At 48.5% G+C, this 23,907-nt stretch carries 19 protein-coding genes; 13 read left to right on the top strand and 6 right to left on the bottom strand.

The window, feature by feature from the left end:
* The 10 genes from ACESZH_RS02290 to ACESZH_RS02245 all read left to right on the top strand — a co-directional run bounded on the left by ACESZH_RS02290 (window position 1) and on the right by ACESZH_RS02245 (window position 13,945).
* Window positions 1-2,379: a glycoside hydrolase family 65 protein gene (locus ACESZH_RS02290; protein WP_373216645.1), complete on the top strand. Its 2,379-nt coding sequence runs from the start codon at window positions 1-3 to the stop codon at window positions 2,377-2,379.
* A complete protein-coding gene (locus ACESZH_RS02285; RefSeq protein WP_373216644.1) occupies window positions 2,376-3,257 on the top strand; it encodes an HAD family hydrolase in 882 nt (293 codons plus the stop codon). Before ACESZH_RS02290 ends, ACESZH_RS02285 begins: the two co-directional genes overlap by 4 nt.
* A gap of 133 nt (window positions 3,258-3,390) precedes the next feature.
* Window positions 3,391-5,037, top strand: a complete 1,647-nt coding sequence (locus ACESZH_RS02280) for a peptide ABC transporter substrate-binding protein (protein ID WP_373216642.1) — start codon at window positions 3,391-3,393, stop codon at window positions 5,035-5,037.
* Between the two features lie 130 nt (window positions 5,038-5,167).
* A complete protein-coding gene (locus ACESZH_RS02275) occupies window positions 5,168-6,103 on the top strand; it encodes an ABC transporter permease (protein WP_373216640.1) in 936 nt (311 codons plus the stop codon).
* 4 nt (window positions 6,104-6,107) lie between these two features.
* Window positions 6,108-7,169 (top strand): ABC transporter permease, encoded by a 1,062-nt coding sequence (locus ACESZH_RS02270; RefSeq protein ID WP_373216639.1) that lies wholly within the window; start codon window positions 6,108-6,110, stop codon window positions 7,167-7,169.
* An 11-nt stretch (window positions 7,170-7,180) separates the two neighbouring features.
* Window positions 7,181-8,275, top strand: coding sequence for an ABC transporter ATP-binding protein (locus ACESZH_RS02265; protein WP_373216638.1), 1,095 nt, complete (start codon window positions 7,181-7,183; stop codon window positions 8,273-8,275).
* A complete protein-coding gene (locus tag ACESZH_RS02260; protein ID WP_373216637.1) occupies window positions 8,259-9,203 on the top strand; it encodes an ABC transporter ATP-binding protein in 945 nt (314 codons plus the stop codon). The genes ACESZH_RS02265 and ACESZH_RS02260 overlap by 17 nt, the downstream gene beginning before the upstream one ends.
* A gap of 129 nt (window positions 9,204-9,332) precedes the next feature.
* Window positions 9,333-10,430 (top strand): glycerol dehydrogenase, encoded by a 1,098-nt coding sequence (locus ACESZH_RS02255; protein WP_373216636.1) that lies wholly within the window; start codon window positions 9,333-9,335, stop codon window positions 10,428-10,430.
* 156 nt (window positions 10,431-10,586) lie between these two features.
* Window positions 10,587-11,282 carry a response regulator transcription factor gene (locus ACESZH_RS02250; protein WP_373216634.1) on the top strand — a complete coding sequence of 232 codons (696 nt, stop codon included), beginning with the start codon at window positions 10,587-10,589 and terminating at the stop codon, window positions 11,280-11,282.
* A gap of 47 nt (window positions 11,283-11,329) precedes the next feature.
* Window positions 11,330-13,945, top strand: a complete 2,616-nt coding sequence (locus ACESZH_RS02245) for a sensor histidine kinase (protein WP_373216632.1) — start codon at window positions 11,330-11,332, stop codon at window positions 13,943-13,945.
* A gap of 87 nt (window positions 13,946-14,032) precedes the next feature.
* Here the strand turns inward: ACESZH_RS02245 and deoC are convergent, their stop codons facing one another.
* Genes deoC through ACESZH_RS02215 form a run of 6 tightly spaced genes read right to left on the bottom strand, consistent with a single transcriptional unit; the run spans window position 14,033 to window position 20,513 of the window.
* Entirely contained in the window at window positions 14,033-14,719 is a 687-nt protein-coding gene (gene deoC / locus ACESZH_RS02240) for a deoxyribose-phosphate aldolase (RefSeq protein WP_373216630.1), read from the bottom strand.
* A gap of 27 nt (window positions 14,720-14,746) precedes the next feature.
* Window positions 14,747-15,910, bottom strand: coding sequence for an iron-containing alcohol dehydrogenase (locus tag ACESZH_RS02235; RefSeq protein WP_373216627.1), 1,164 nt, complete (start codon window positions 15,908-15,910; stop codon window positions 14,747-14,749).
* A gap of 13 nt (window positions 15,911-15,923) precedes the next feature.
* Window positions 15,924-16,901, bottom strand: a complete 978-nt coding sequence (locus tag ACESZH_RS02230; RefSeq protein WP_373216626.1) for a glycoside hydrolase family 88 protein — start codon at window positions 16,899-16,901, stop codon at window positions 15,924-15,926.
* 35 nt (window positions 16,902-16,936) lie between these two features.
* Window positions 16,937-18,475, bottom strand: a complete 1,539-nt coding sequence (xylB, locus tag ACESZH_RS02225) for a xylulokinase (RefSeq protein ID WP_373216625.1) — start codon at window positions 18,473-18,475, stop codon at window positions 16,937-16,939.
* Between the two features lie 13 nt (window positions 18,476-18,488).
* A complete protein-coding gene (locus tag ACESZH_RS02220; RefSeq protein ID WP_373216624.1) occupies window positions 18,489-19,481 on the bottom strand; it encodes an SMP-30/gluconolactonase/LRE family protein in 993 nt (330 codons plus the stop codon).
* A gap of 15 nt (window positions 19,482-19,496) precedes the next feature.
* On the bottom strand, window positions 19,497-20,513 hold the full coding sequence (locus tag ACESZH_RS02215) for a zinc-binding dehydrogenase (RefSeq protein WP_373216623.1): 1,017 nt from the start codon (window positions 20,511-20,513) through the stop codon (window positions 19,497-19,499).
* A 303-nt stretch (window positions 20,514-20,816) separates the two neighbouring features.
* Here ACESZH_RS02215 and ACESZH_RS02210 point away from each other — a divergent pair, with 303 nt between their 5' ends.
* From ACESZH_RS02210 to ACESZH_RS02200, 3 genes are all read left to right on the top strand, one after another.
* On the top strand, window positions 20,817-22,103 hold the full coding sequence (locus ACESZH_RS02210) for an ABC transporter substrate-binding protein (protein ID WP_373216622.1): 1,287 nt from the start codon (window positions 20,817-20,819) through the stop codon (window positions 22,101-22,103).
* A gap of 83 nt (window positions 22,104-22,186) precedes the next feature.
* A complete protein-coding gene (locus tag ACESZH_RS02205) occupies window positions 22,187-23,062 on the top strand; it encodes a carbohydrate ABC transporter permease (RefSeq protein ID WP_373216619.1) in 876 nt (291 codons plus the stop codon).
* A 2-nt stretch (window positions 23,063-23,064) separates the two neighbouring features.
* On the top strand, window positions 23,065-23,904 hold the full coding sequence (locus ACESZH_RS02200) for a carbohydrate ABC transporter permease (RefSeq protein ID WP_373216617.1): 840 nt from the start codon (window positions 23,065-23,067) through the stop codon (window positions 23,902-23,904).
* Window positions 23,905-23,907 lie beyond the last annotated feature (3 nt).

Below are 23,907 nucleotides of genomic sequence, written 5' to 3'. Positions count from 1 at the left end.
ATGGATTTATATAAGAAGCCAATCTATCCTGTGGAGCCGTGGACCATTACGGAAACCACATTTGAGATCGAAAACAATTACAGAAACGAGACGGCATTTGCCCTGTCAAACGGGTATATCGGAACGAGAGGGACCTTTGAGGAAGCCTATCCTTTTGATGAGGATACAGGGCTGGAAGGAAACTTTATCAATGGCTTTTATGAAAGCGAAAAGATCCGTTACGGGGAAGCAAACTTTGGCTCTCCGCTTTTCAGCCAGTCTCTTTTAAACCTTCCAAATCTGAAAGAGACAAGGGTAATGGCGGACGGTGAGTGGTTTGACATGAGGGAGGGAAGAACAGAAAATTATAAAAGAACCCTTCATTTAAAGGAAGGAATTCTCACCCGCAGCCTGGTCTGGACATCCCCGAAAGGGAAGAAAATGAAAATCGAAATCACCCGGCTTGTATCCTTTCAGTATAAGAATATCATGGCGATCCGGTATGGCGTGACCCCGCTTAATTTCAGTGGAAGGGTGCAATTTTGTTCAAAGCTGCAGGCAAATGTGGAAAACCATACAAGAAAGACGAACCCGATTGTGGATTACGGGCCTTTTGGACGGAAGCTGGAGCCGCAGAAGCTTTTTGCCAGGGAGGATCTGTTGTTTTACCAGGGAATTACAAAAACCAGCGGGCTGACCATGGCGTGCGGCAGCATCCACAGCATAGGGGTATCGGACGGAGCAGAAACTTCTGCAGAGAACGAAAGCTGTACAGAGGAACGGGATATCGGGTTTGTTAAGGAGACCGGAGAACTAGAGGCAGAGCTGCGGAAAACGGTTTTTGTAAACCTGGGTCAGGAAGCAGTTCTGGAAAAATTTATATGCTATACCTCGGATCTGGATATGCGGGCAGAGAAGCTGGAAGGATTTACCTGCAGGCTGTTGGAGCAGGTAAAGGATCAGGGCTTTGCTTCCCTGGAGCAATGGCAAAAGGACTATATGCACCAATTTTGGGAGAACGCTGACGTGGAGATCCGGGGGCAGGATGCCCTGCAGCAGGGAATGCGTTTTAATCTGTTTCATATTATGCAGTCCGCCGGAAGAGACGGACGTACCGGGCAGGGCGCAAAGGGATTATCGGGAGAGGGATATGAGGGCCATTATTTCTGGGATACGGAGATGTACATACTTCCTTTCTATATTTATACGGCACCGGAGCTGGCGAGAAGTCTTCTGGAATACCGTTACCGGACTCTTGACAAGGCCCGCGCCCGCGCCAGGATCCTGGGACATGACAAGGGAGCGCTTTACCCCTGGCGCACCATCAACGGGGAGGAGGCATCCACCTACTATCCACTGGGAACGGCGCAGTACCACATTAATGCGGATATCGAATACGCACTGGCTCTCTATCTGAGGGTGACGGGAGATGTGGAATTTTTTATAGAAATGGGTGCGGAAATGCTGATCGAGACAGCTCGTGTCTGGGCGGATGTGGGAAGCTTTGCAGAGTGCAAGGGAGGAAAATACTGCATTTGTGATGTGACAGGCCCGGATGAATATAACGTTCTGGTGGACAATAATTTCTACACCAATCTGATGGCAAGAGAGCATCTTCGGGATGCTGTTGCAGCCGTGGAGTATCTTAAGGAGAACCATACCGAGAAGCTGAATGAGCTTTCAAAAAAGATGGATTTTGCCCTGGAAGAAACGGAATTATGGCAGAAAATCGTGGAAAATATGTATTTCCCATACGATGAAAAACGGAGGATCTATCCCATGGATAACGGCTTTATGATGCGCAGACCCTGGGATGAATCCAGGATTCCTCCGGAGAAAAGGGCATGGCTGTATGAGAATTACCATCCGCTTTTTATCATGCGCCACCGCATGTCAAAGCAGGCTGACGCCATCCTTGGGATGTATCTCCACAGCAACCTTTTTACAGAGGAGGAGATCAGGCGGAATTATGATTTTTACCAGGAGGTCACGCTGCATCATTCCTCACTGTCTACCTGTATTTTCGGGATTGTTGCGTGTCAGATCGGAAATTATGAGGAGGCGTACCGCTATTTTTCCCAGTCAGCCCGCATGGATCTGGACGATTATCACAATAATTTTTATGCCGGAATCCACGCTGCGAACATGGCGGGCACCTGGCAGGCGATCGTAAACGGTTTTGCCGGACTGAGGACCAACGGCGGGCGGCTGGAATTCAAGCCTTATCTGCCAAAGGAATGGCAGGGCTATTCCTTCCGTATCCGGTATCAGGGAAGTCTTTTGAAGGCAGAGATCACGGACAGGGGTGCGGAATTTACACTTATAGAAGGAAAGCCTCTGACCTTCTGGTGCGGAGACAGGGAAATCAGGCTTACAAAAGGAGATGGGATTTTAGTATGAAGCAGTATAAAGCAATTTTTTTTGACTGGGACGGCACTGCGGTCCTTTCCCGGAAAGCCCCGGCGGACGAGGCGGCTGCGGCTATGAAGCCCCTTCTTGCCCAGGGAACAAAGCTTGCCGTTGTCAGCGGCACAACTATGGAAAATATAGCAGGCGGAAGGCTCGCGTCTTATTTTACGGTGGAAGAAAGAAAAAATCTGTTTTTCGGCCTGGGACGGGGCGCATTTAACTATGGGTTTGATGAAAAAGGAGAGCTTATTTCCATTGGAGGGAGGATGCCGGATCCGGAAACACTTCTGTACATCCATGATGCCTGCTATGATATTCACAGATTTTTGCTGGAAAAATACTCCATGAATACGGATGTTGTCTTTTCACGTCCCAATTACTGCAAAATCGATCTGATGGCAGAACGGGACAGAGGAGACGCGCTGTTTCTCCAGGAAGGAGAGGTGGAGAGACTTATGGAAAGTCTGGCAGCGCACGGCTTTGCCGGAGGGCTGAAGAAGCTTATCGCGCTTGCGGAAAGCAGAAGCAGGGAGGGTTTTCCGCCCCTGACAGCGACCACGGATGCAAAGTATCTGGAAGTAGGGATTTCCAGCAAAAGCGATAATGTAAATACCCTGATGGGATATTTCGCAGAGAATCACGGTATCACTTCCGTTGATTGTTGTTTCTGGGGAGATGAATTTATCGGTCTGGGAGAAGGCGTATACGGCAGCGACAGCTTTATGATCACACCGGAAACGGTGGGCGGTGATTTCTTTGATGTATCGGAAGCAGCAGGTTCCCGGCCCGACAAAGTAAAGCTGGTTGGAGGGGGAGTAAAAGAGTTCCTTCGTTTTCTGACCTGCCAAAAGAGAAAAATATTCTCATAAACGCATCTGTAAAAAAACAAAAAAAAGTTCTGGACTTTAAAGCGGTATTGTACTATTATACTAAAAGCAAGCGCAAAGGAGTGCATGTAATCACTGATTTGCGCTTATTTTTATTTAAGAGGAGGAAATTATAATGAGAAAGTCAAAAGCAATTGTTGCACTTTTGACAGCTTCCGCTATGACAGTGGGACTCATGAGCACTGGAACTGTTGCTATGGCAGCAGAAGAAAGCACTTCTGATCTGAATGTCATGCTGGAAACTCCGGTACAGTCTCTGGACCCACAGCAGGCTACTGACGGAACCTCTTTCGAGGTTATCGCAGACTATACCGATGGTCTGATGCAGATGGACGCAGACGGTCAGGCAGTTCCTGCAATCGCAGAGAGCTATGATCTTTCAGAGGATGGTCTTACATACACCTTCCATCTTCGTGACGCACAGTGGAGCAACGGCGACCCTGTGACAGCAGCAGACTTTGTATTTGGATGGCAGAGAGCCGTTGACCCGGCTGTTGCTTCTGAGTATGCTTATATGTTAAGCGATATCGGCCAGGTAGTAAACGCAGCCGAGATCATCGCAGGAGAAAAAGATTTAAGCGAGCTTGGCGTTACAGCAGTTGACGACAAGACTCTGGAAGTAAAACTGAACGTACCTGTATCCTACTTCCTGTCTCTGATGTACTTCCCGACCTTCTATCCGGTTAACGAAGCATTCTTTGAGACATGCAGCGATACCTTTGGTACAAGCCCGGAGACTACACTTTCCAACGGCGCTTTTGTTCTTGATGAGTATGAGCCGGCAGCTACCGCTATTCATCTTACAAAGAACGAAGACTACTATGATGCTGAGAATGTTTCCCTGCCAGGTCTGAACTATCAGGTTATCCAGGATTCCCAGCAGGCTCTTATGAGCTATCAGACAGGAGACCTTGACCTGACTCTTGTAAACGGTGAGCAGGTTGACCAGGTTGCAGACGATCCGGAATTCCAGACCATCGGTGCCGGATATCTGTGGTATGTCAGCCCGAACATGGACGCTGTTCCTGAACTGGCTAACTTAAACGTTCGTATGGCTATGACCATGGCAATCGACCGTGAAGCCATCACTGTTGACGTATTAAAGGATGGTTCCCTTCCTACCTATACAGCAGTTCCGATGCAGTTTGCAGCAGGTCCGGATGGATCTGACTACTCTGCAGATCAGGAGAGATATGCAGATGTCTGCACATACGATGCTGAGAAAGCAGCAGAGCTGTGGGCAGCTGGTCTTGAAGAGCTTGGAATCTCCGAGCTGACTCTGGATATGGTTGTAGATGCTGACGATGCACCGCAGAAGGTTGCACAGGTTCTGAAAGAGCAGTGGGAGACAACCCTTCCGGGATTAACCGTAAACCTTACGGTAGAGCCGAAGAAACAGCGTGTTGAGGATATGCAGAACGGTAACTTCCAGCTTGGTCTTACACGTTGGGGACCAGACTATGCTGACCCGATGACCTACCTTGGAATGTGGATCACCGACAACTCCAACAACTACGGTCTGTGGAGCAACGAAGAGTACGATTCCATTATCGCTGAGTGCACCACCGGCGACCTTTGCACAGATGCTGAGGGACGTTGGGCAAGACTGTACGATGCTGAAAAGATCGTAATGGATGAGGCTGTTATCTACCCGCTGTACACACAGGCTAACGCAGAGATGATGTCCAGCGCTGTAACAGGTGTTGAATTCCATCCGGTTGCCCTGAACCGTGTTTACAAAAACACTGTAAAGGCTGAATAAGTAAAAAATCTGAATATTTCCAGCCGCACCGGGGGTCAAATCCCGGTGCGGTTTTTGAAGTAAGCCTGGCATTCTATGAGGAATCAAAAGCGGGCTGGCTTCGCAACAAAAGCAAACGAGGAGGAGAAACGTGAAAAAATACACTGTTAAGCGATTATTAACTTCTCTTTTCACACTTCTGGCGATTCTGCTTGTCCTGTTTATCCTGATGCAGCTCATGCCGGGTTCGCCGTTCAATGATGAGAAGCTAAACAATGACCAGCGTGCAGCACTCTACGCGAAATACGGACTTGACCAGCCTATTGTCGTCCAGTTCTTTAATTACGCGAAAAACATGCTGAAAGGCGATCTGGGTGTCAGCTACAACATTTCCAAGAACACACCTATTTCCCAAATGATCCAGACAAGATTGCCGATCTCCATTGGAATAGGAGGACTTGCTGTAACCTTAGGGGCTATTGTGGGGCTGCTTCTTGGCCTTTTGGCAGCATTGAAGCATAATACCATCTGGGACTCCCTGGCAACCGTGATTTCCGTTATAGGTGTGTCGGTGCCTTCGTATGTATTTGCTCTGGCGCTGAGCTATTCCATGGGTTTCCGCCTGCAGTGGTTCCCCATGCTATACAGCGCAAAAGCCGCCATGTCGTCCAGTGTGCTGCCCAGTATTTCCCTGTCCATGTTTACCATGGCATCTATAGCCAGGTTTACCAGGAGTGAGATGCTGGAGGTTCTGGGAAGCGACTATATGCTTCTGGCGGAGAGCAAGGGTATCTCCGGTTCCGCGCTGATCTTCAAGCACGCTCTGCGAAATGCACTGATCCCTATTATTACGGTCCTGGCTCCGCTGATCGTGGATCTGATGACAGGCTCCCTGGTAGTAGAAAAGATTTTTGCCATTCCGGGCGTAGGAAGCCTTCTGGTAAATGCGATCCAGTCAAATGATTACAATGTGGTCATTTCCCTGAGCTTTATTTATTCTGCTATGTACATCGGTATTATGCTGGTGGTGGACATTCTCTACGGTGTGATCGACCCAAGAATCCGACTGGCAAAGAAAGGAGACTGACATCATGAAAAAAGGCACAACAACGGTCGTGCAGGCGGCTCCCTACGTACCTGTGGATGCAGATTTCCAATTGAAAAATAATATAGAAGAAATCGGCATTGATTCCAATTTTGCGGCACAGAGCTTCTGGAAGGATGTCATTACCCGTTACTTTAAGAAAACAAGCGCAGTTGTGGGACTTGTCCTGATCATTCTCATCAGTATCATGGCTGCTGTGGGACCGGGTATGAATGAATATACCTATTCCGGGCAGACACTGAGTGAAAAGAACCTGGCACCCCGGGTAAAAGCATTGGAAAAGTTCGGAATTCTCGATGGAAGCGAGACAATGCGTACTACAAGAGGCTCCAAGACTGTAAATAATTATGTGGACAAAGGACTTGACGATACATATTACTGGTTTGGAAGCGATAACTTCGGACGCGATATCTGGACAAGAACCTGGTCTGGTGCCCGTGTTTCCCTGATCATTGCCGTTGCCGCTGCGATCATTGATATGCTCATCGGTATGAGCTACGGTTTGATTTCCGGTTATTTCGGCGGAAGGGTGGATATGGTCATGCAGCGTATCCTGGAAGTCGCAAACGGTATTCCACGTCTTGTTATTGTAACCCTTCTTCTTCTGGTTCTGCAGCCGGGTATGATCACCATTATCATTGCCCTGATGCTGACAGAATGGGTGGGCATGAGCCGTATTGCACGTGCGGAAATGCTGAAGCTGAAGGAACAAGAATTTGTCCTGGCCTCCAGAACACTTGGTGCTGGCAGCTTTTTTATCATTTTCAAGGAAGTACTGCCAAACATTATCGGACCGATCATTACCCAGGTAATGTTCTCCATACCGACTGCTATTTTCACCGAGGCTTTCTTAAGCTTCGTAGGTCTTGGTATTCCGGTACCCCAGTGTTCACTTGGCTCCCTGATCTCAGAGACCTTTAACAGCTTTACGACACATCCCTACCAGATAATCCCGCCGATCGTGACTATGGCGCTTCTGATGCTGAGCTTTAACCTGGTGGCTGACGGACTTCGTGAAGCACTTGATCCGAAATTAAAAGAAATGTGAGGTGATCATCCATGTCAGAAAGTAAAGAAAAAATTCTTGATATCCGTGACCTGGACATCACCTTCCAGACCACAGCAGGAACAGTCCATGCCATCCGCGGTGTGAACATTGACCTTTATAAAGGGGAGACCGTTGCCATTGTAGGAGAATCCGGTTCCGGAAAATCCGTTACCATGAAAGCGGCAATGGGAATCCTGGCTTCCAATGCAAAGGTGGAAAACGGAACCATTGAGTTTTCCTACCATCATGCGGACGGCAGTCCGGAAACCGTGGATATTTTGAAAAAAGACAAAAAATGGATCCGCAGACATATTAACGGAAAAAGGATTGCCATGGTATTCCAGGATCCCATGACAAGCCTTGATCCTACCATGACGATCGGAAAACAGATCATGGAGGGTATGATCTGGCACTTCAAAACTCCGAAAAAGGAAGCCTGGGACAGGGCTGTGGAGCTTTTGAAGGAGGTTGGGATCGAGGATGCGGAGAAGCGTATGAAAAACTATCCCCATCAGCTTTCCGGCGGTATGCGCCAGCGTGTTGTCATTGCCATCGCTCTTGCATGTAACCCGGATCTTCTGATTTGTGATGAGCCGACTACGGCGCTGGATGTAACCATTCAGGCAAAGATCATCGAGCTGATCCGGCGTATTCAGAAAGAGAGAGGGATTTCCGTTATTTACATTACACATGACCTGGGCGTTGTGGCAAAGGTTGCGGACTATGTAAATGTTATGTACGCAGGAAAGATCGTGGAAAAGGGTACCATCAACGAGATTTATTACGACCCGAGACATCCTTATACGTGGGGACTTCTGTCCTCCATGCCGGACCTGGATACGGACGATGAACGTCTGTATACCATTCCAGGTTCTCCGCCGAACCTGCTTCATGAGAAGCCAGGCGATGCGTTTGCGCCCCGTAACCGCTATGCACTGATCGTGGACGACAAGGCAGATCCGCCGATGTTCCAGGTTACGGACACTCATTTTGCGGCAACCTGGCTGTTAGACCCCAGAGCGCCGAAGGTGGAGATGCCTGTGGAGTTAAAGAACCGAATCGAACGAATGAAGAAGGAGGCAGAAGAACATGGCAGTCAATTATAATGCCGAACCGCTTCTTACCGTGGATGGATTAAAGCAGTATTTCCGGGTAAGCAGCAGTTATACGGTACATGCGGTGGAAAATGTATCCTTCAAGATTTATCCGGGGGAGACCTACGGACTGGTAGGCGAGTCCGGATCAGGAAAATCTACCATCGGACGAAGCATTATCCGCCTTTATGATCCCACAGCGGGAAAGATCCAGCTTAACGGCATGGATATCAGCGGCAAGATGAGCAAGGACACAAACAAAGCTCTGCGTACCCAGATGCAAATGATTTTCCAGGATCCGATGGCATCCCTGAACCCCCGTAAAAAGGTACGGGATATTCTGGGAGAAGGTCTGGATATCCATCATCTTTATAAGAATAAGGAAGAACGGGAACAAAAGATCAAAGCCATTCTTGCAAAGGTAGGCCTGGCACCGGAGCATGCGGCCAGATATCCCCATCAGTTTTCCGGCGGTCAGAGACAGCGTGTGGGAATCGCCCGCGCCCTGATCATGAATCCGAAGCTGATCATTGCAGATGAGTGTATTTCCGCTCTGGACGTGTCCATTCAGGCGCAGGTGGTAAACCTGATGAAGGACATCCAGGAGGAGACAGGCACAGCGTACCTGTTTATCGCCCACGACCTGTCCATGGTAAAATATATCTCTGACCGGATCGGTGTGCTTCATCTGGGCCATCTTCTGGAAACGGGAACCACTGAGGAGATTTTCGAAAATCCCCTGCATCCCTACACCAGAAGCCTTCTTTCCGCCATCCCCTCCCCAAATCCGGTGGTGGAAAAGCAGAGGATTGCCGAAACCTATGACTACAAGACCTCCGGCATCGACTACAACGCTGGAACCTATCATCACGCAGGCGGCACCCATTATGTGAAATGCACGGATGAGGAGTTTGCACGCTACTGTTCACAGGAAATATAAATTTGTTAGGAAAGTCAAGAACGTTCCCGCTGTTCCTTAAATCTACTGGCAGCGGGAACCTTTTTATTACTGTTATATTGACATTTCTTTAACGATGTTGTATGCTGAAACAAAAAGGAGGTATAGAACATGGCAAGAATACTAATCAGCCCCTCAAAATATGTGCAGGGTGCGGGAGAGATGAAAAAGCTGGGTACTTATGCAGAGGCATACGGAAAGAAAGCCCTTGTGCTGATCAGCGCCGGAGGATACAAACGAATCGGAGCTGAGATTGAGGAAAGCTTTAAAAATACCGGATGCAGTATTGTGTTCGACTATTTTAACGGCGAATGCAGCAAAACGGAAATCAACCGTCTGAAGGCCGTTATGGAAGAAAAAGACTGCGACCTGGTCATCGGGATCGGAGGCGGAAAAATCTTTGACACCGCAAAGGCTGTGGCTTACTACACAAAGACCCCGGTTTTGATCTGTCCTACCATTGCATCTACAGATGCTCCTTGCAGCGCCCTTTCGGTAATTTATACAGATGCAGGAGTTTTTGAAGAATACCTGTTCCTTCCGGCAAACCCCAACATGGTGCTGATGGACACGGAAATTATCGCAAAGTCACCAGTTCGTCTGACGGTTTCCGGTATGGGTGATGCGTTGGCAACCTATTTTGAGGCAAGAGCGTGTCAGAGAAGCCAGGCTACCTCCTGCGCAGGGGGAAAGACCACAGAAGCAGCCATGGCACTGGCAAAGCTGTGTTTTGACACCCTGATGAGCGAAGGAACGAAAGCGAAAATCGCATTGGAAGCAGGGGCATGCACGGAGGCTGTGGAAAAAATCATTGAGGCAAACACCCTTCTCTCTGGTATTGGATTTGAAAGTGCAGGACTTGCAGGCGCTCATGCAATCCACAACGGCCTGACTGTGCTGGAGGAATGCCATCATATGTATCACGGGGAAAAGGTGGCCTTTGGTACCATTGCCCAGCTTGTATTGGAAAACGTACCGGCTGAGGAACTGGAGGATATCATTGACTTCTGCATCGAAGTTGGACTTCCGGTTACTTTGAAAGAGCTGGGAGTGGCCGAGGTGACTGATGAAAAGATCATGGCAGTGGCGGAAGCTGCCTGTGCAGAAAATGACACCCTGCACAACATGCCTTTCGAGGTTACACCGCAGACAGTGGCTGCTGCATTGAAAGCAGCAGATGCCTATGGACATTACTTCTTAGGAGAATGATCCGCACCCATTTAATGGGTATAAGAGCTGACAGTTTGGATTTTCCGGATTCAGGCTGCCGGCTCTTTTATGCGTCTTAAGAAACAATTAAGAAATTCCCCCTTTCATCTTAAAAACTGTTTGTTATCCTAATTTCAGGTTAAGGGAGGTGAGAACGTGGCGAACATTTTAGTTTGTGATGATGATAAAGCAATCGTGGAGGCCATTGAGATCTATCTGCAGCAGGAGGGCTATGATGTGCTGAAAGCCTATGACGGGCAGCAGGCGATTAAAATGCTGAACAGCGAGCCTGTGGACTTGCTGATCATTGATGTGATGATGCCAAAGCTTGACGGCATCCGGGCAACCTTAAAGATCCGGGAGGAGAATCCGCTTCCCATTATCATTCTTTCCGCAAAATCCGAGGATGCGGATAAGATCCTTGGGCTGAACGTAGGTGCAGACGATTATGTGACAAAGCCGTTTAATCCATTAGAGCTGGTGGCGAGAGTGAAATCACAGCTTCGCCGCTACACCCAGCTTGGGGCGAGAGCGGGAAAAAGCGGAGCACACATTTATGAGACAGGCGGATTGATGGTAAACGATGATCTGAAGGAGGTTACAGTGGACGGGGAGCCGGTGAAGCTGACACCCATTGAATACAACATCCTTCTGCTACTCATAAAGAATCAGGGCCGGGTCTTTTCCATCAACCAGATATACGAAAATATCTGGAACGAGGAAGCCATCGCTGCCGATAATACGGTAGCTGTGCATATCCGGCATATCCGGGAAAAGATCGAGATCAATCCAAGAGAACCCAGATATTTAAAAGTGGTATGGGGACTGGGCTACAAGGTAGAAAAACTGTAAGACAGCAGAAACAGGACAGCTTGTGCAGAACATGAAAGGGGTAAAGTATGAAGAAAAAAAGGTATAGAAGAAATGCCGTGAAAGGCGTCTGGATCGTTTGGGTGCATATTGCAGCGGCTGTGGCGGTAAGCTGCGCAGCGCTGCTGATATATATAGTCAGCCAGGGCGTAAACCCGCTGGAAAAAGCGGACTATTATGAAAACTCTGTCAGCTTTGGTACCAGGCTTTATGAGTCGTCCTGGCAGATCCTGGGAAATATAAAGAATACGGCCAGGCTTTCAGAGTCGGAGTCCGCAGTGATAGATTTGAGTGAGATCCTGGATGGCTCTGCGCTGACCTACAGGAATGAATCGGGGCTTGCTTATTCCGTGGAGGATCTGAAGAAATGGGGAGAAAGCACATGGGAATATGGCTCCGACAGGGGATATGACGATGGGAGCAATATCCTGATTTGTAATAAGGGGGACGGCACATACGATTACTATTACTGCCGCGAATTCATGGAGCAACTGGACAGCGGGGCCTTTTCCTTTGAGGTTGACGAAGCATACCCGTCAGATTCAGACATGGAAAAAGCAAAGGCAGAGCTGATCAGAGAAGTGAGAGAGGAACTGGAGAACGGACAGCTTGAGGAGGGGACTGTTCAGGCGGGGATCAGCAGCATCGTGAATGCCAATGGCGATGAGATATATTCAGAAGTAAGCAATTATACCGGAAACAGCATACCGGAAAAATTCAAGCCGGTAGATGCAGACAGCATCCTGGATGTACTGAATGTACGACCGGAATGGAACGGAAGGCTTGAGGAAGCCTTTGACGCACTGAATACGGCTATCAGCATGGCGGCTGACTATGAACGGGCGCTGGATACTGCGGAGGCTTATCAGGACGAAAAAAGCAATCTTACCTATTATTATTTAGATAAGGATACGCAGAAGATCTATACAAACAAAAGAAGATATGAATCCTATGATAAATCCAATACTGTTCTGAACGAGATGAAATCGGAAGGAGCATATATGATACTGAGACCAAAGCTTTCCGAGTGTGAGACGAATCTTACGTATTTGGAAAACGGAAACAGCAGTACGTGGGGATTTACTATGGATGAATGGCATCAAATGGCTCAGGAACACAGCACATCAGAGAACTATGTGTTTGCGGTAAATGTGGATCTGACCTTCCAGGCACAGGATAAGCTTGCGGAAAGGCAGGAAATATACGAGAAATGTTCCTCCTGGTTTCCGGCGGCAGCCTGCAGCTTTGTATGTTCACTTGTGATACTGCTGGTGGGATTCGTTTGGCTGACAGTTGCGGCAGGGCGCAGACCGGAGGATGAGGAGATCCATCTCTGCTTCTTTGACAGATGGTTTACGGAGATCGCGGCGGCAGCAGTCTTTGCAGCGTGGATTCCGGGAATTATGGCTCTTGAACTGGGACTCAATCGTAGCCTGTGGCGCGATGGTCCATGGAGAGAAGAACAGGCGCTTTGTGTCATAGGAGCAGCCTTTGGGCTGTACACAGTCTTCTGGTTCTCCATCGGTTATCTGAGCCTGGTGAGAAGGATCAAGGCAAAAACCATATGGAAGGGCAGCCTTCTTTATTGGCTGCTTAGCTGGGTAAAAAAAGGCTTTGGGAAAATCCGCAGCTTTCTGAAGCTGTATGCCCGCAACACCAGAACAAAAATAAAATTAACCGTTGGAGTGGGAATGTTTCTCGTATTCCAGTTTCTGGTAAATGCGATTATTTTTACCGGAGGAGCTGGTTTTCTCCTCCTTCTGTTCTTTGCAGACATGGCGCTTCTGGCATACTGCATCCGGAAAGCGGAAGGAAGAGAGCGGATTCTGGAGGGTCTGAAGCGGATTTCCGACGGAGAGCTGCAGTACAAGATCCCTGTGGAAGGTCTTACGGGGGAACAACTGACAATGGCAGAGTATATCAATAACATCGGCTCCGGCCTGGATGCGGCAGTGGAAAACAGCATGAAAAATGAGCGCATGAAAACAGAGCTGATCACAAATGTTTCCCATGATATCAAAACTCCGCTCACATCCATCATCAACTATGTAGATCTGCTGAAAAGAGAAAATTTCACGGACCCCAAAATCTGCGGCTACCTGGATATCCTGGAGGAAAAGGCACAGCGGCTGAAGGTCCTGACAGAGGATGTGGTGGAAGCTTCCAAGGCAAGCACGGGCAACATCAGCCTGCAGATGACAGAGCTGGATTTCGTGGAGATGGTCCATCAGGTGATCGGTGAATTCGAAGAGAAATTTCAGGAAAGACAGCTTACCATGATGGTCCATTTTGCCGATGAGCCTTCCGTGATCTACGCAGACGGACAGCATATGTGGCGGGTCCTGGAAAATATTTTCACAAACGTAACCAAATATGCCATGGAAGGAACAAGGGTCTATGCAGAGGTGAAAAAGAATGACCGCAAAGTGATCTTTTCCCTGAAAAATATCTCCGCCCAGCCTTTAAATATCTCCGCCGATGAGCTGACAGAGCGTTTTATCCGAGGTGATGTTTCCCGAAATACAGAGGGCAGCGGCCTGGGTCTTTCCATTGCGAAAAGCCTGACAGAGCTTCAGGGCGGCGAATTTAAGCTGTATCTGGACGGCGATCTGTTCAAGGTGACGATTACTTTTGCTGCAAAGTAAAAGAGGAGTAGAGCGAAGCTATTTGCCGCGATTATGCTAAAATACAGGTACCGGATTTTTCCGATACCTGTATTTGTTTACTGTGTTTTATAAGCGTGAGATCAATTCTTCCACGATTTTTACACTGGCGGTGGAACCGATTCTGGTGACACCTGCATTGATCATTTCCAGTGCAGTGTCCAGAGTGCGGATACCTCCGGCAGCCTTTACCTGGATATCATCGCCCACCAGACGTTTCATCAGTGTGACATCCTCCAGAGTGGCACCCCCGGTACCGAAGCCAGTGGAGGTTTTTACAAAATCCGGCTTCACTTCGCGGGCGATCCGGCACAGCTCCTCCTTTTCCTGCTGGGTCAGGTAGCAGTTTTCAAAGATAACCTTTGAGATAATATTGTGGGAACGGCAGTAGCTGACGATCTCGTGCATTTCCTTCTCAATATAAGTATAGTTTTTGTCTTTTAACTGGCACTGGTTTACAACGTAATCAATTTCATCCGCACCGTCGTCAATAGCCTGGATGGTTTCGAAACGCTTTACCTCGATAGGGGTCTGGCCCAGAGGGAAACCGACGGCTGCGCCTACATGGATGCTGGTTCCTGCCAGCAGCTCTTTGCACATTTTAACGGGAGCCGGATTGATGGCTACCATTTTAAAACCGTATTTTTTGCTTTCGCTGCACAAAATTTCGAAATCCTTTCTTACGGCAAAGGTCCTGAGCTGTGTGTGATCAAAATAAGATGCCAGTTTTTCCGGCGTAAGGTCTTTGTATGTCATAGTATTATTCTCCATTAATTTCATTTATTAAAGTGCTGATCTCAGGATGGCGTCCACATCCCCGGAATCCAGTTTTTTGAAGCTTCCCAGCATACGGCTGGCGCATGCTTTTTCTGCCATCAGAGGGATCTTTTCATCACCGATGCCGACCTCCGAAAGACGGGTGGAAAGTCCGATACTGCGGAAAAAGCTTTCGCAGGCATCAATACCTGCCAGACAGGCAGTATCCTCGTCCATGCTGTCGGTGTCGATATCCCATACCTTATTGGCAAACTGTACGAAGCGCTGAGGGTGCTCTTTGTAGACATAGCGCATCCAGGCAGGGAACACGATGGCAAGTCCGGCTCCGTGGGCAATGTCGTAGATGGCGCTCAGCTCATGTTCAATACCATGGCTTGCCCAGTCATCCAGACGCCCTTTCCCAAGAAGACCGTTGTGAGCCACATTTCCGGTCCACATGATTTCAGCCCAGGAATCATAGTCCTTTTTATTTTCCAGAACCTTTGGCAGGTTTGTGATCAGTGCCTTCATAGCTCCCTCACAGAGGCGGTCAGAGAGATCCGTATTTTCATTGGGAACAAAATAGCGTTCCATAATATGGGCCAGAATGTCGGCTCCCCCGGCGCGAATCTGATTTTCCGGGAGGGTATAGCACAGCTCCGGATTCAGGATAGCAAATTTAGGGAACATCAGATCACAGCAGCAGTCGCGCTTTTCCTGGGTATCTTCCTTTGTAATAACGCTTCCGTCGCTGCTTTCGCTGCCGGCTGCCGGAATCGTAAGAACTACTCCTATTGGGAGCATTTTTTCCGGGACCATTAAGGTTTTGTAGAAATCCCATACGTCCCCTTCATAGCACACGCCTGCGGCGATGGCCTTACAGGTATCGATGACGCTGCCGCCTCCTACTGCCAGCAGGAAGGAGATATTCTTTTCACGGCAGATTTTGATGCCTTCATATACCAGGGATAATCTGGGATTTGGCTTCACGCCTGCAAGCTCCTCATATTCAACGCCGGCTTTTTTCAGTGAATTTGTCACGTCATCGTAGGTTCCGGTGGCTTTGATGCTTTTTCCTCCGTAAACGAGGAGCACTTTTTTCGTATATTCGGCTGTGATCTCACCGGTTTGGAGATGCTTGCCTTTGCCGAAGATAATTTTTGTGGGATTATACCAGATAAAATTTTCCATTATGATTCTCCTGTTATATAATCTTGGATGCGGCTTGTTCCATAAGCAGATAAAATGCCTGGCCTTCGGGAGAAAATCCCGGTTTATCAAATTCCGGCGCTCCGCAGACACCGGAGATAAAGCCGTAGGCATTCATTTTTTGGTTGGCTGCGGCCCGCATCCGGTCTGCAGCCTCTCTATATTTCCTACCGCTGACGCTGTCCGGGCAGAGCCAGCCGTCATGCAGTCCGCGGTAAATAGTGTAGGCTGCCATCTGGGACAGATTGGTCTCCACAAAGGTGGAAGGGTTATCCGTGACATCGTGGAACAGTCCGTCGGTTCTCATGAATACAAGAAGGTGTTCCAGCAGATCATTTGCCAGATCCTGAAGCTTTTGGGCATCCTCATCCCGTCCGGCTTCTTTCATCATGGGAATCAGACGCGCAATGGCTGCCAGAGTCCATCCATTTCCTGTTCCCCAGTGGTCCTTCCGGATGAAGGAGTGGGATTCATCATCCCACATATGGCTCATCAGATGGGCATCCGGGTCATACAGACATGTCGTATATCCCCAGAACTGTTTCATGGCTTCCTCAGGATATCCTGCAGCAGCCAGGAAGGGCGGCAGCATATAAACGGAATCCACCCAGAACTGCTTCTTACTGATAAGGTGATAGACGATGCCGTTTTCGCTGCGGGGAGCTTGGCGCAATGCCCAGTTCAGCAGCTTTTCCTTGCCCTGCTTCAAAAAGACATCGTCCGTCTGGCTGCAGGCATAGAGCAGCCCTTCTCCTACGGAACATGGATCTGTCACAGCCTCGTCATTTCCCATAACGGCAGCACGTCCGTCCGGACGCTGCCGGTAAACGGCTTCATGCGCCATAGCGATAACGGTAGGGGTATCACCCAACTCCAGAAAAGCCTGCATGGCTGTTCCATGCTCCCAGGAATGTCTCTGCATGGACAGCAGCGCATGGGCTGCCAGCTTCATTCGGTGATGGGTATCATTCATGACCGAACACTCCTTTCGCTGTTTGTACATGGATATCAGGCGAATTTATTCCGGTATTCCGCCAATTCCTCATAGATGGGAACCATCGCCTGATATGCATGGTTGAAAATGTCATAAAGCATATCATATCGTTCTTTGTATTCTGCCCTCGGCAGGATCACTTTTTCCCTGGGATTCATTTTCAGGGCCGTCTGGTAATCCGGATAGATGCCCACACCTACACCGGCGCATACGGCAGCTCCCATACTGGTGGCTTCTCCAAGGAATCTGGGGATGACTACAGGCTTCTGCCAGATATCCGCTAATATCTGCATCCATACATCGCCTTTGGCGCCGCCGCCGATCACGGTGAGTTCGTCGATCTGATGCTTCCGCTGAAGAATATCCAGGATCACCTTCAGGTTAAAGCCAACACCCTCCAGGACGGCTCTGGAAAAATCTCCTTTCTCTGAAGTGATGTTGATTCCTGCAAAAACGCCTCTGGCATCCGGATTCCAGCGGGGGGAACGCTCTCCCAGAAGATAGGGGAGATAAAGCATTCCGCCAGCTCCGGGCTTGCTTGCCTCGATTCCGTGATTCAGCAGATCGTAGGCACTGCCGCCCGTTTTTTGAGCCGTTTCTTTTTCAAGATCTCCAAAGGTATTGCGGTACCAGTTATAGGAATATCCTGCGGCCTGCATGGTTCCGCAGGGAGTGTAGAGCTGCGGGTCGAGATGCACCCAGTTGAAGGTACGCATTGTTTCGTCAAAGATGGGAGCCTTCGATGCAAGTGAAATCCAGGAGGAGGACCCAAGGACATTGTAGGCGCTCCCTTCGCTGACCACGCCGGCTCCGGTACAAGCACAGCTTCCGTCGCCGCCTCCGATGACCACAGGTGTTCCTGCTGCCAGTCCGGTTGCCCGGGCAGCCTCCGGCGTAACCCTGCCTGCGATGTCGGCGGAGGCATGGATCTCCGGCAGAATGCTTTTGGGAATATCAAAGGCGTCCAGAAGCTCATCTGACCATTCTTTTTTTGTGATATCCAGCAGATTGGTGCCTGAGGCATCGGAGTAGTCGGATACCAGATTTCCGGTGAGCAGGTATACGATGTAATCCTTTGCGTGGATCATTTTCCAGCATTTCTGATAAAGCTCCGGCTCATTGTCACGTACCCACAGGAGCTTGGCGGCAGAGTAGGAGGCGCTGAGACGGTGTCCTGTAATATGGTAGCCTTCTTCCATTCCGGCCTGCTGCTGCATCCACTTTTCCTGGCGGACGGACCGGGTATCTGCCCAGATCATCATGTTTCGGAGCGGCCTGCCTTCTGCATCCAGCATCAGACATCCCATCATCTGACCGCTGAAGGAAACAGCGGCAATATCAGCGGGGCTGACACCGGATTTTTCCAGCAAAAGCTTTGTGGACTGGCATACGGCAGTCCACCAGTCCTCCGGGTTTTGTTCCACCCATCCCGGATGAGGATAAAAGGTGGCGTATTCATATAATGCGCTGGCCTCCAGCGTGCCGTCCTCGTTGTAGAGGACAGCCTTGTTTCCGCTGGTTCCCAGGTCATGCGCCAAAAGATAATTTGCCATGGTGTTCCTCCTGCTACTCGGAAAGCTCCAGCTCTACCAGTGTGGCGGGCATTTCATGCTTTTTATTTACTTTATCGGGTCCTGTAACCAGATCGAAGCAGGAGGCGATGATGCGTCCGTCCCAGACAATGGGCTCGCCGGGCTGGTCAAGCCCTCCGTCAACTCCGGTGCAGTCAGGGCTCTGGGCGATTCGTTCCACCTGGCCGTCGGGACGGATCTTTGCAATGGCATTTGCGGAGAAATCAGCCACATAAAGGTTTCCGGCTTCATCGAAAAACATGCCGTCCGTGCTCTGAAGCTGTTCAGGGTTTTGGGCAAATACCTGATTATCCTTCAGGCTTCCATCCTCATTAAAGGTAAGCTTGTAGACAGCGCCGTCGCCGAAGTTGCCCACATACAGATTCCCTTCTTTATCAAATACGATGCCGTCTGCGCCGTACTGGCAGTCCGGATTCTGGGTTACAAAGGTGGCAAAAATATGCTTGTCCTCCAGAGTGTTGGTGATATCAATATTTTCTTCATCCAGTCCGAAACGGTAAACGCAGCTTACCAGCTTTCCGTCCTCGCGTTTTACCGGGTGAAGATAGCTCTGGGTTACATACATGTAATTTCCGCGGATACGGATGCCGTTGGGGTGCTCCATATTTTTTGCGACCTCCACGCAGCGGGATATGTTTCCGTCATCATCCACGGTGATCTTCAGGATGCGTCCCTTAAACAGCAGGTCTTCCCGTTCACTCCAGCCCTGGTTATCGCAGAGATAAACGTTCCAGTCGTCGTCAAAGGCAATGCCCATGTTTCTGGCAATGCCGGTTTCGGGATGAACAGGTACGTCAAACCATTTGGTCACATTTCCTTTTGTGTCGATTTTTACCACACATCCGGACAGATCGTCCTGGGCATAGTTGGGGCAGGAAAGAACAAGATTGCCATACTTGTCCACGGCCATGCCGTCCGGGGTACAGATGTATTCAGGCAGTACACAGAATAATTTGCTTTCGATCATATTGTCCTCCTCTTTTCAATAGATTTTATTAGAAAACGATAATACCTTTTTTGGAGATTTTGCGGTCCAGAAGCTTCTGGAAGGCTTCGAGATGAAATCCCTGAGAACGAGCTGACCGCTGCGGATCCATTCCATCACCTGTTCATGGGCAGCTCCCTCTTCTTCCTTTCGTGGCATCTGCTGGTAGATGACCCGCCAGTTATAGTCCGCTCTGCTGAAGTCGATGGTAATTTGCTCCGAAGCCGGAACGCCGTAGCAGAGAACCGTGCCCCGGTCCTTGATCAGCGGCATGGCGGCATTGACGACAAAAGGAGCGCCGATGGCATCCAGCACATAGTCCACACCCTGGGGATAAAGCTTCAGAACGGTTTCCTCCGCATTTTCCTTCTGGCTGTTGATAACATGGGCAGCTCCATTCTTTTTTGCGCTTTCCAGCTTTTCATCGATAATATCGATAGCCGTGATTTCCTTTACACCGCAGAGCTTTAAGAATTTAATATAGGTAAGTCCTACCGGACCGCAGCCAAAGACTACAATACTGTCTTCCGGTTTGATCCCAAAATAGCGGATGCTGCTGAGAACCTCGCGGAAGGTCACGATCATAACTGCGTCAACAGGGTCCACATCGCTGGTGAGAACCGTTTGGGCATAAGCGCAGGCGGGAGCTTCGCCCTGGGGCCACGCGGCGGGATCACAGACGATCGCATATTCGCTGAGGGCGCCCCAGGCGGATGACATTCCCGGATAAAGCTCCGGATCCGGATCCACAAAAGGAAGAAGCACCTTGTCTCCCGGGCGGAAGCTGGTTACTTCACTGCCCACCTCCACGACCTCGCCCACACCTTCATGGCCCAGCATAATGGGATATACGGACTGAGGAATGCCTTTAAAAGCATGGTGAAGAAGTTTTACATCCGTACCGCACATTCCGCAGGCAATCGTCTTTACCAAAGCCTGTCTGGAACCGCAGCGGGGTCTGGGAACCTCCCGTATTTCCGTGGAGCCGTCTTTATTTACAACAAATGTTTTCATATCAGACCTCCTGTAAAATTATATATGGAATCATTTTATATAAATTATGGGGCGATTTACACCTCTGATTTTTTGAAATACTGTACAATTTTACGAAATGCCATATAAAACTGAAGAAAAGAAAAAAATACTGGTTAAAATATATAATTATATGTACCGCAACACTAAAAAGTTGTGTATTTTTTCGAAATGATAAAAAGATAATCCACCATTTTGAAAAATAATATGTTAATTATGTTGAAATAATCTGCTATACTGCCAACATAAGATAACCGAAAAATAAAAAACAGGAGGAAACAGGTTATGAAAATGAAAAAAGTTTTGGCTGCATGTACGGCAGCAGCAACCGTATTTTCCATGATGCCGGTAGCTGCAATGGCAGAAGAGGAGCCGGTGACCATTAAGGTGTTCTCAAACAACCCGGACAGAACGGCAGATCAGGGGCTTGTTGAGCAGACAATCTTTGATGCTTATATGGAAGAACATCCCAATGTAACGATTGAGGTGGAAGCTCTGGATGACGAGGCATATAAGACAAAATTCAAAGCTTATGCAGCAGGAAGCGAAATGCCGGATCTGGTAAGCGTTTGGGGCCAGCCAGGTTTTATCGATGAAGTTATCGATGCAGGTATTCTGGCAGAACTGAATCAGGATGACTATGCTGACTACGGATTCCTGAACGGTTCTACAGACGGCTTCAGCAAGGACGGCAAATTATACGGACTTCCCAGAAACACAGACGTTATGGTTGTTTACTACAACGCAAAAATGTTCGAAGACAATGGTTGGGAAATTCCTACCAACTATGACGAATTCCTTTCTCTGGCAGCTACCATTAATGAGGCTGGCATAATCCCGGTATCTATCGGCGGCGGAGATAAGTGGCCATTGTATATTTACATGTATGACCTGATGCAGAAGATGGATGGCGAGGGTCTGATGCAGAAGACACTGGATGCTATTGCAAGCGGTGATTACTCAGATGAAACCTTCCAGAAAGCTGCAGATATGTTCCGCGAAACAGCAGAAGCTGGCGTATTTGAGCCAGGATTTGAGACGACCGATGATGCAACTGCTAAAAACCTGTTCACCAATGGTCAGTCTGCAATGTACTACATTGGAAGCTGGAATATGAGTATGGCAACCAGCATGGACATCTCCGATGAGATCCGTGAGAATATCCGTTGCTTCAACCTTCCGATCGTGAATGAAGGCGTAGATCCTACCGTATTAACAGCATGGAACGGCGGCGGTTACTCCGTAACAGAGAAATCCGCTAACAAAGAAGCTGCTATCGATCTGTTGAACTATATGTTCCTTCCGGAAAACTGGACACGTATTGCATGGGAAAACGGTGTGTGCATGTCAGCACAGGATTTCTCAGCATTTGCTACTGGTGAAGAGACAGAGGTTCAGAAACAGTTAATGGATATGGTTTCCAGCTCAGCAGGCGTTTCCGGTACCTCTATCGGTGACCTTGGCTCCTCCGAGTACAAGACAGTTTGCGAAGATACTTCTCAGCAGTTAGCAATCGGAACCATCACCACAGAAGAATTTTGGGCAGGACTTTCCGCTCTTGCTACAAAATAAAGACGCTCTGATGTAATCATGGCCGCCCTTCTTTTATGCGGGGCGGCCAATTCTCATAATATAAGGAAAAGGGGAAGAGATCAATGCAAAAGACGTACAGTAATAAAAGAGTCATATTTACCCTGGTTTTCCCCGGATTACTGACTTTTGTGTTTGCTATTCTGGCGCCCATTTGTCTGAGCGTTTATTATGGTTTCACGGATTTCAGCGGTTTGGGAGCTTTTAATTACGTGGGCTTTAACAACTATAAAGAAATGTTCAAGGATAAAAATTTCTGGATATCCCTGCGAAACTCTGTCATGCTTGCATTTGGATTTATCTTTATCCAGCATCCCCTTGCAATTATTACGGCTGCCATTTTGGATCGTATGGGAAAGAAAGCGGAAGGTTTTTTCCGGTGCGTATATTTCCTGCCGAACGTAATTTCCGTAGCAGTTATCGCTTATTTGTGGAAATTTATTTATAATCCCAGCTTTGGCCTGCTCAATAATATTGCAAAAATGTTTGGGGGAAAAGGAACGACAAACTGGCTGGGAACAGGCAATGCCATCTGGTCCGTGCTCATCGTATTGATCTGGCATGGATTTGGCTGGGGCATGCTGATCTACTATACGGGTATCAAAAACATCGATCCTGTGCTTTATGAGGCGGCGGCTATTGACGGTGCTGACAATAAACAGACATTTTTAAGGATTACCCTTCCGCTGATGAAGCCGGTAATTCAGATCAATGTGACAATGGCCATTATCTCTGCTTTGAAACAGATGGAGACCGTATATCTGCTGACTGCCGGGGGACCGGGAAATGAGACACAGTTTATGGCAAACTATCTGTATAAGCAGGCATTCAGCGCGTTCCGCTATGGATACGGCAATGCGATCAGTGTTGTATTCGTTATAATCTGTATCGTTGCTACCCAGCTTCTGAATGTGGTATTTCCGAAAGAGAAGGAGGCATAAAAATGGAGGAAAAGAAAAAAAATACGCCGGGAAAGGTTATCATGTGGACCATTCTGATCATCTTTGCGGTTATTCAGATCTTTCCGTTGGTATGGCTGCTGGACTTCTCTTTTGCGAGCAACAACGAAATGTTTACAAAGGGTCTTCTGATCATACCGGAAAAAATACGGTGGGATAATTATGTTAAAGCATTTATAGACGGACATTTTCTTCTGTACCTGAAAAACAGTGTTTTGATCAACGTGCTGGCAGTTCTGCTGGTTCTGATCATTTCCGTCATGATGGCATTTGCATGTACCCGTATGCACTGGAAGCTGTCCAGCACTGTGCGCAATATCATACTTTTGGGAATGATGATCCCTATTCACGCAACTCTTTTGCCAAACTATATTATCTATGATAAACTGAAACTGACAGATACGATCTGGGCGCTGTTGATTCCCTATGTGGCATTTTCGCTGCCCCAGGGACTTTTCCTCACATCAGGCTTTATGGAGAGCATTCCAAAGGAAATTGAGGAAGCTGCCGTCATCGACGGATGCGGCATTTACCGTGTGATTGCTATTATCATTGTTCCTATGCTGAGGACATCCCTGGTGACGGTATCCATTATGACTTTCCTGAACAACTGGAATGAGTTTATGATGGCAAGTACATATCTGAGCAGTCCCACCTGGAGAACACTTCCCTTCTCCGTGCTGGAATTCACGGGAATTTACGCCTCCAATTATTCCGTACAGTTTGCGGTAATGGCACTGACGGCTGCGCCTATGGTAATCCTGTATCTGATCCTGAACAGATATATTACGGAAGGTGTGGCAATGGGAGCCGTAAAAGGTTGAGAC

The sequence above is a fragment of the Ruminococcus sp. 5_1_39BFAA genome (assembly GCF_964240875.1).
In the GTDB taxonomy this organism is placed as follows: domain Bacteria; phylum Bacillota; class Clostridia; order Lachnospirales; family Lachnospiraceae; genus Blautia_A.
The sequence above is the reverse complement of the archived record's forward strand: the minus strand, read 5'-3'. Positions and strand labels throughout refer to the sequence as shown.

What these genes read in the sequence shown, in the direction of transcription:
- ACESZH_RS02270 (WP_373216639.1), top strand. Translation starts at nt 6,108, where the DNA reads ATGAAAAAAGGCACAACAACGGTCGTGCAGGCGGCTCCCTACGTACCT.
- ACESZH_RS02215 (WP_373216623.1), bottom strand. Translation starts at nt 20,513, where the DNA reads ATGAAAACATTTGTTGTAAATAAAGACGGCTCCACGGAAATACGGGAG.
- ACESZH_RS02220 (WP_373216624.1), bottom strand. Translation starts at nt 19,481, where the DNA reads ATGATCGAAAGCAAATTATTCTGTGTACTGCCTGAATACATCTGTACC.
- ACESZH_RS02230 (WP_373216626.1), bottom strand. Translation starts at nt 16,901, where the DNA reads ATGAATGATACCCATCACCGAATGAAGCTGGCAGCCCATGCGCTGCTG.
- ACESZH_RS02280 (WP_373216642.1), top strand. Translation starts at nt 3,391, where the DNA reads ATGAGAAAGTCAAAAGCAATTGTTGCACTTTTGACAGCTTCCGCTATG.
- ACESZH_RS02235 (WP_373216627.1), bottom strand. Translation starts at nt 15,910, where the DNA reads ATGGAAAATTTTATCTGGTATAATCCCACAAAAATTATCTTCGGCAAA.
- ACESZH_RS02260 (WP_373216637.1), top strand. Translation starts at nt 8,259, where the DNA reads ATGGCAGTCAATTATAATGCCGAACCGCTTCTTACCGTGGATGGATTA.
- ACESZH_RS02200 (WP_373216617.1), top strand. Translation starts at nt 23,065, where the DNA reads ATGGAGGAAAAGAAAAAAAATACGCCGGGAAAGGTTATCATGTGGACC.
- ACESZH_RS02210 (WP_373216622.1), top strand. Translation starts at nt 20,817, where the DNA reads ATGAAAATGAAAAAAGTTTTGGCTGCATGTACGGCAGCAGCAACCGTA.
- ACESZH_RS02265 (WP_373216638.1), top strand. Translation starts at nt 7,181, where the DNA reads ATGTCAGAAAGTAAAGAAAAAATTCTTGATATCCGTGACCTGGACATC.
- deoC (WP_373216630.1), bottom strand. Translation starts at nt 14,719, where the DNA reads ATGACATACAAAGACCTTACGCCGGAAAAACTGGCATCTTATTTTGAT.
- ACESZH_RS02290 (WP_373216645.1), top strand. Translation starts at nt 1, where the DNA reads ATGGATTTATATAAGAAGCCAATCTATCCTGTGGAGCCGTGGACCATT.
- ACESZH_RS02255 (WP_373216636.1), top strand. Translation starts at nt 9,333, where the DNA reads ATGGCAAGAATACTAATCAGCCCCTCAAAATATGTGCAGGGTGCGGGA.
- ACESZH_RS02245 (WP_373216632.1), top strand. Translation starts at nt 11,330, where the DNA reads ATGAAGAAAAAAAGGTATAGAAGAAATGCCGTGAAAGGCGTCTGGATC.
- ACESZH_RS02285 (WP_373216644.1), top strand. Translation starts at nt 2,376, where the DNA reads ATGAAGCAGTATAAAGCAATTTTTTTTGACTGGGACGGCACTGCGGTC.
- xylB (WP_373216625.1), bottom strand. Translation starts at nt 18,475, where the DNA reads ATGGCAAATTATCTTTTGGCGCATGACCTGGGAACCAGCGGAAACAAG.
- ACESZH_RS02205 (WP_373216619.1), top strand. Translation starts at nt 22,187, where the DNA reads ATGCAAAAGACGTACAGTAATAAAAGAGTCATATTTACCCTGGTTTTC.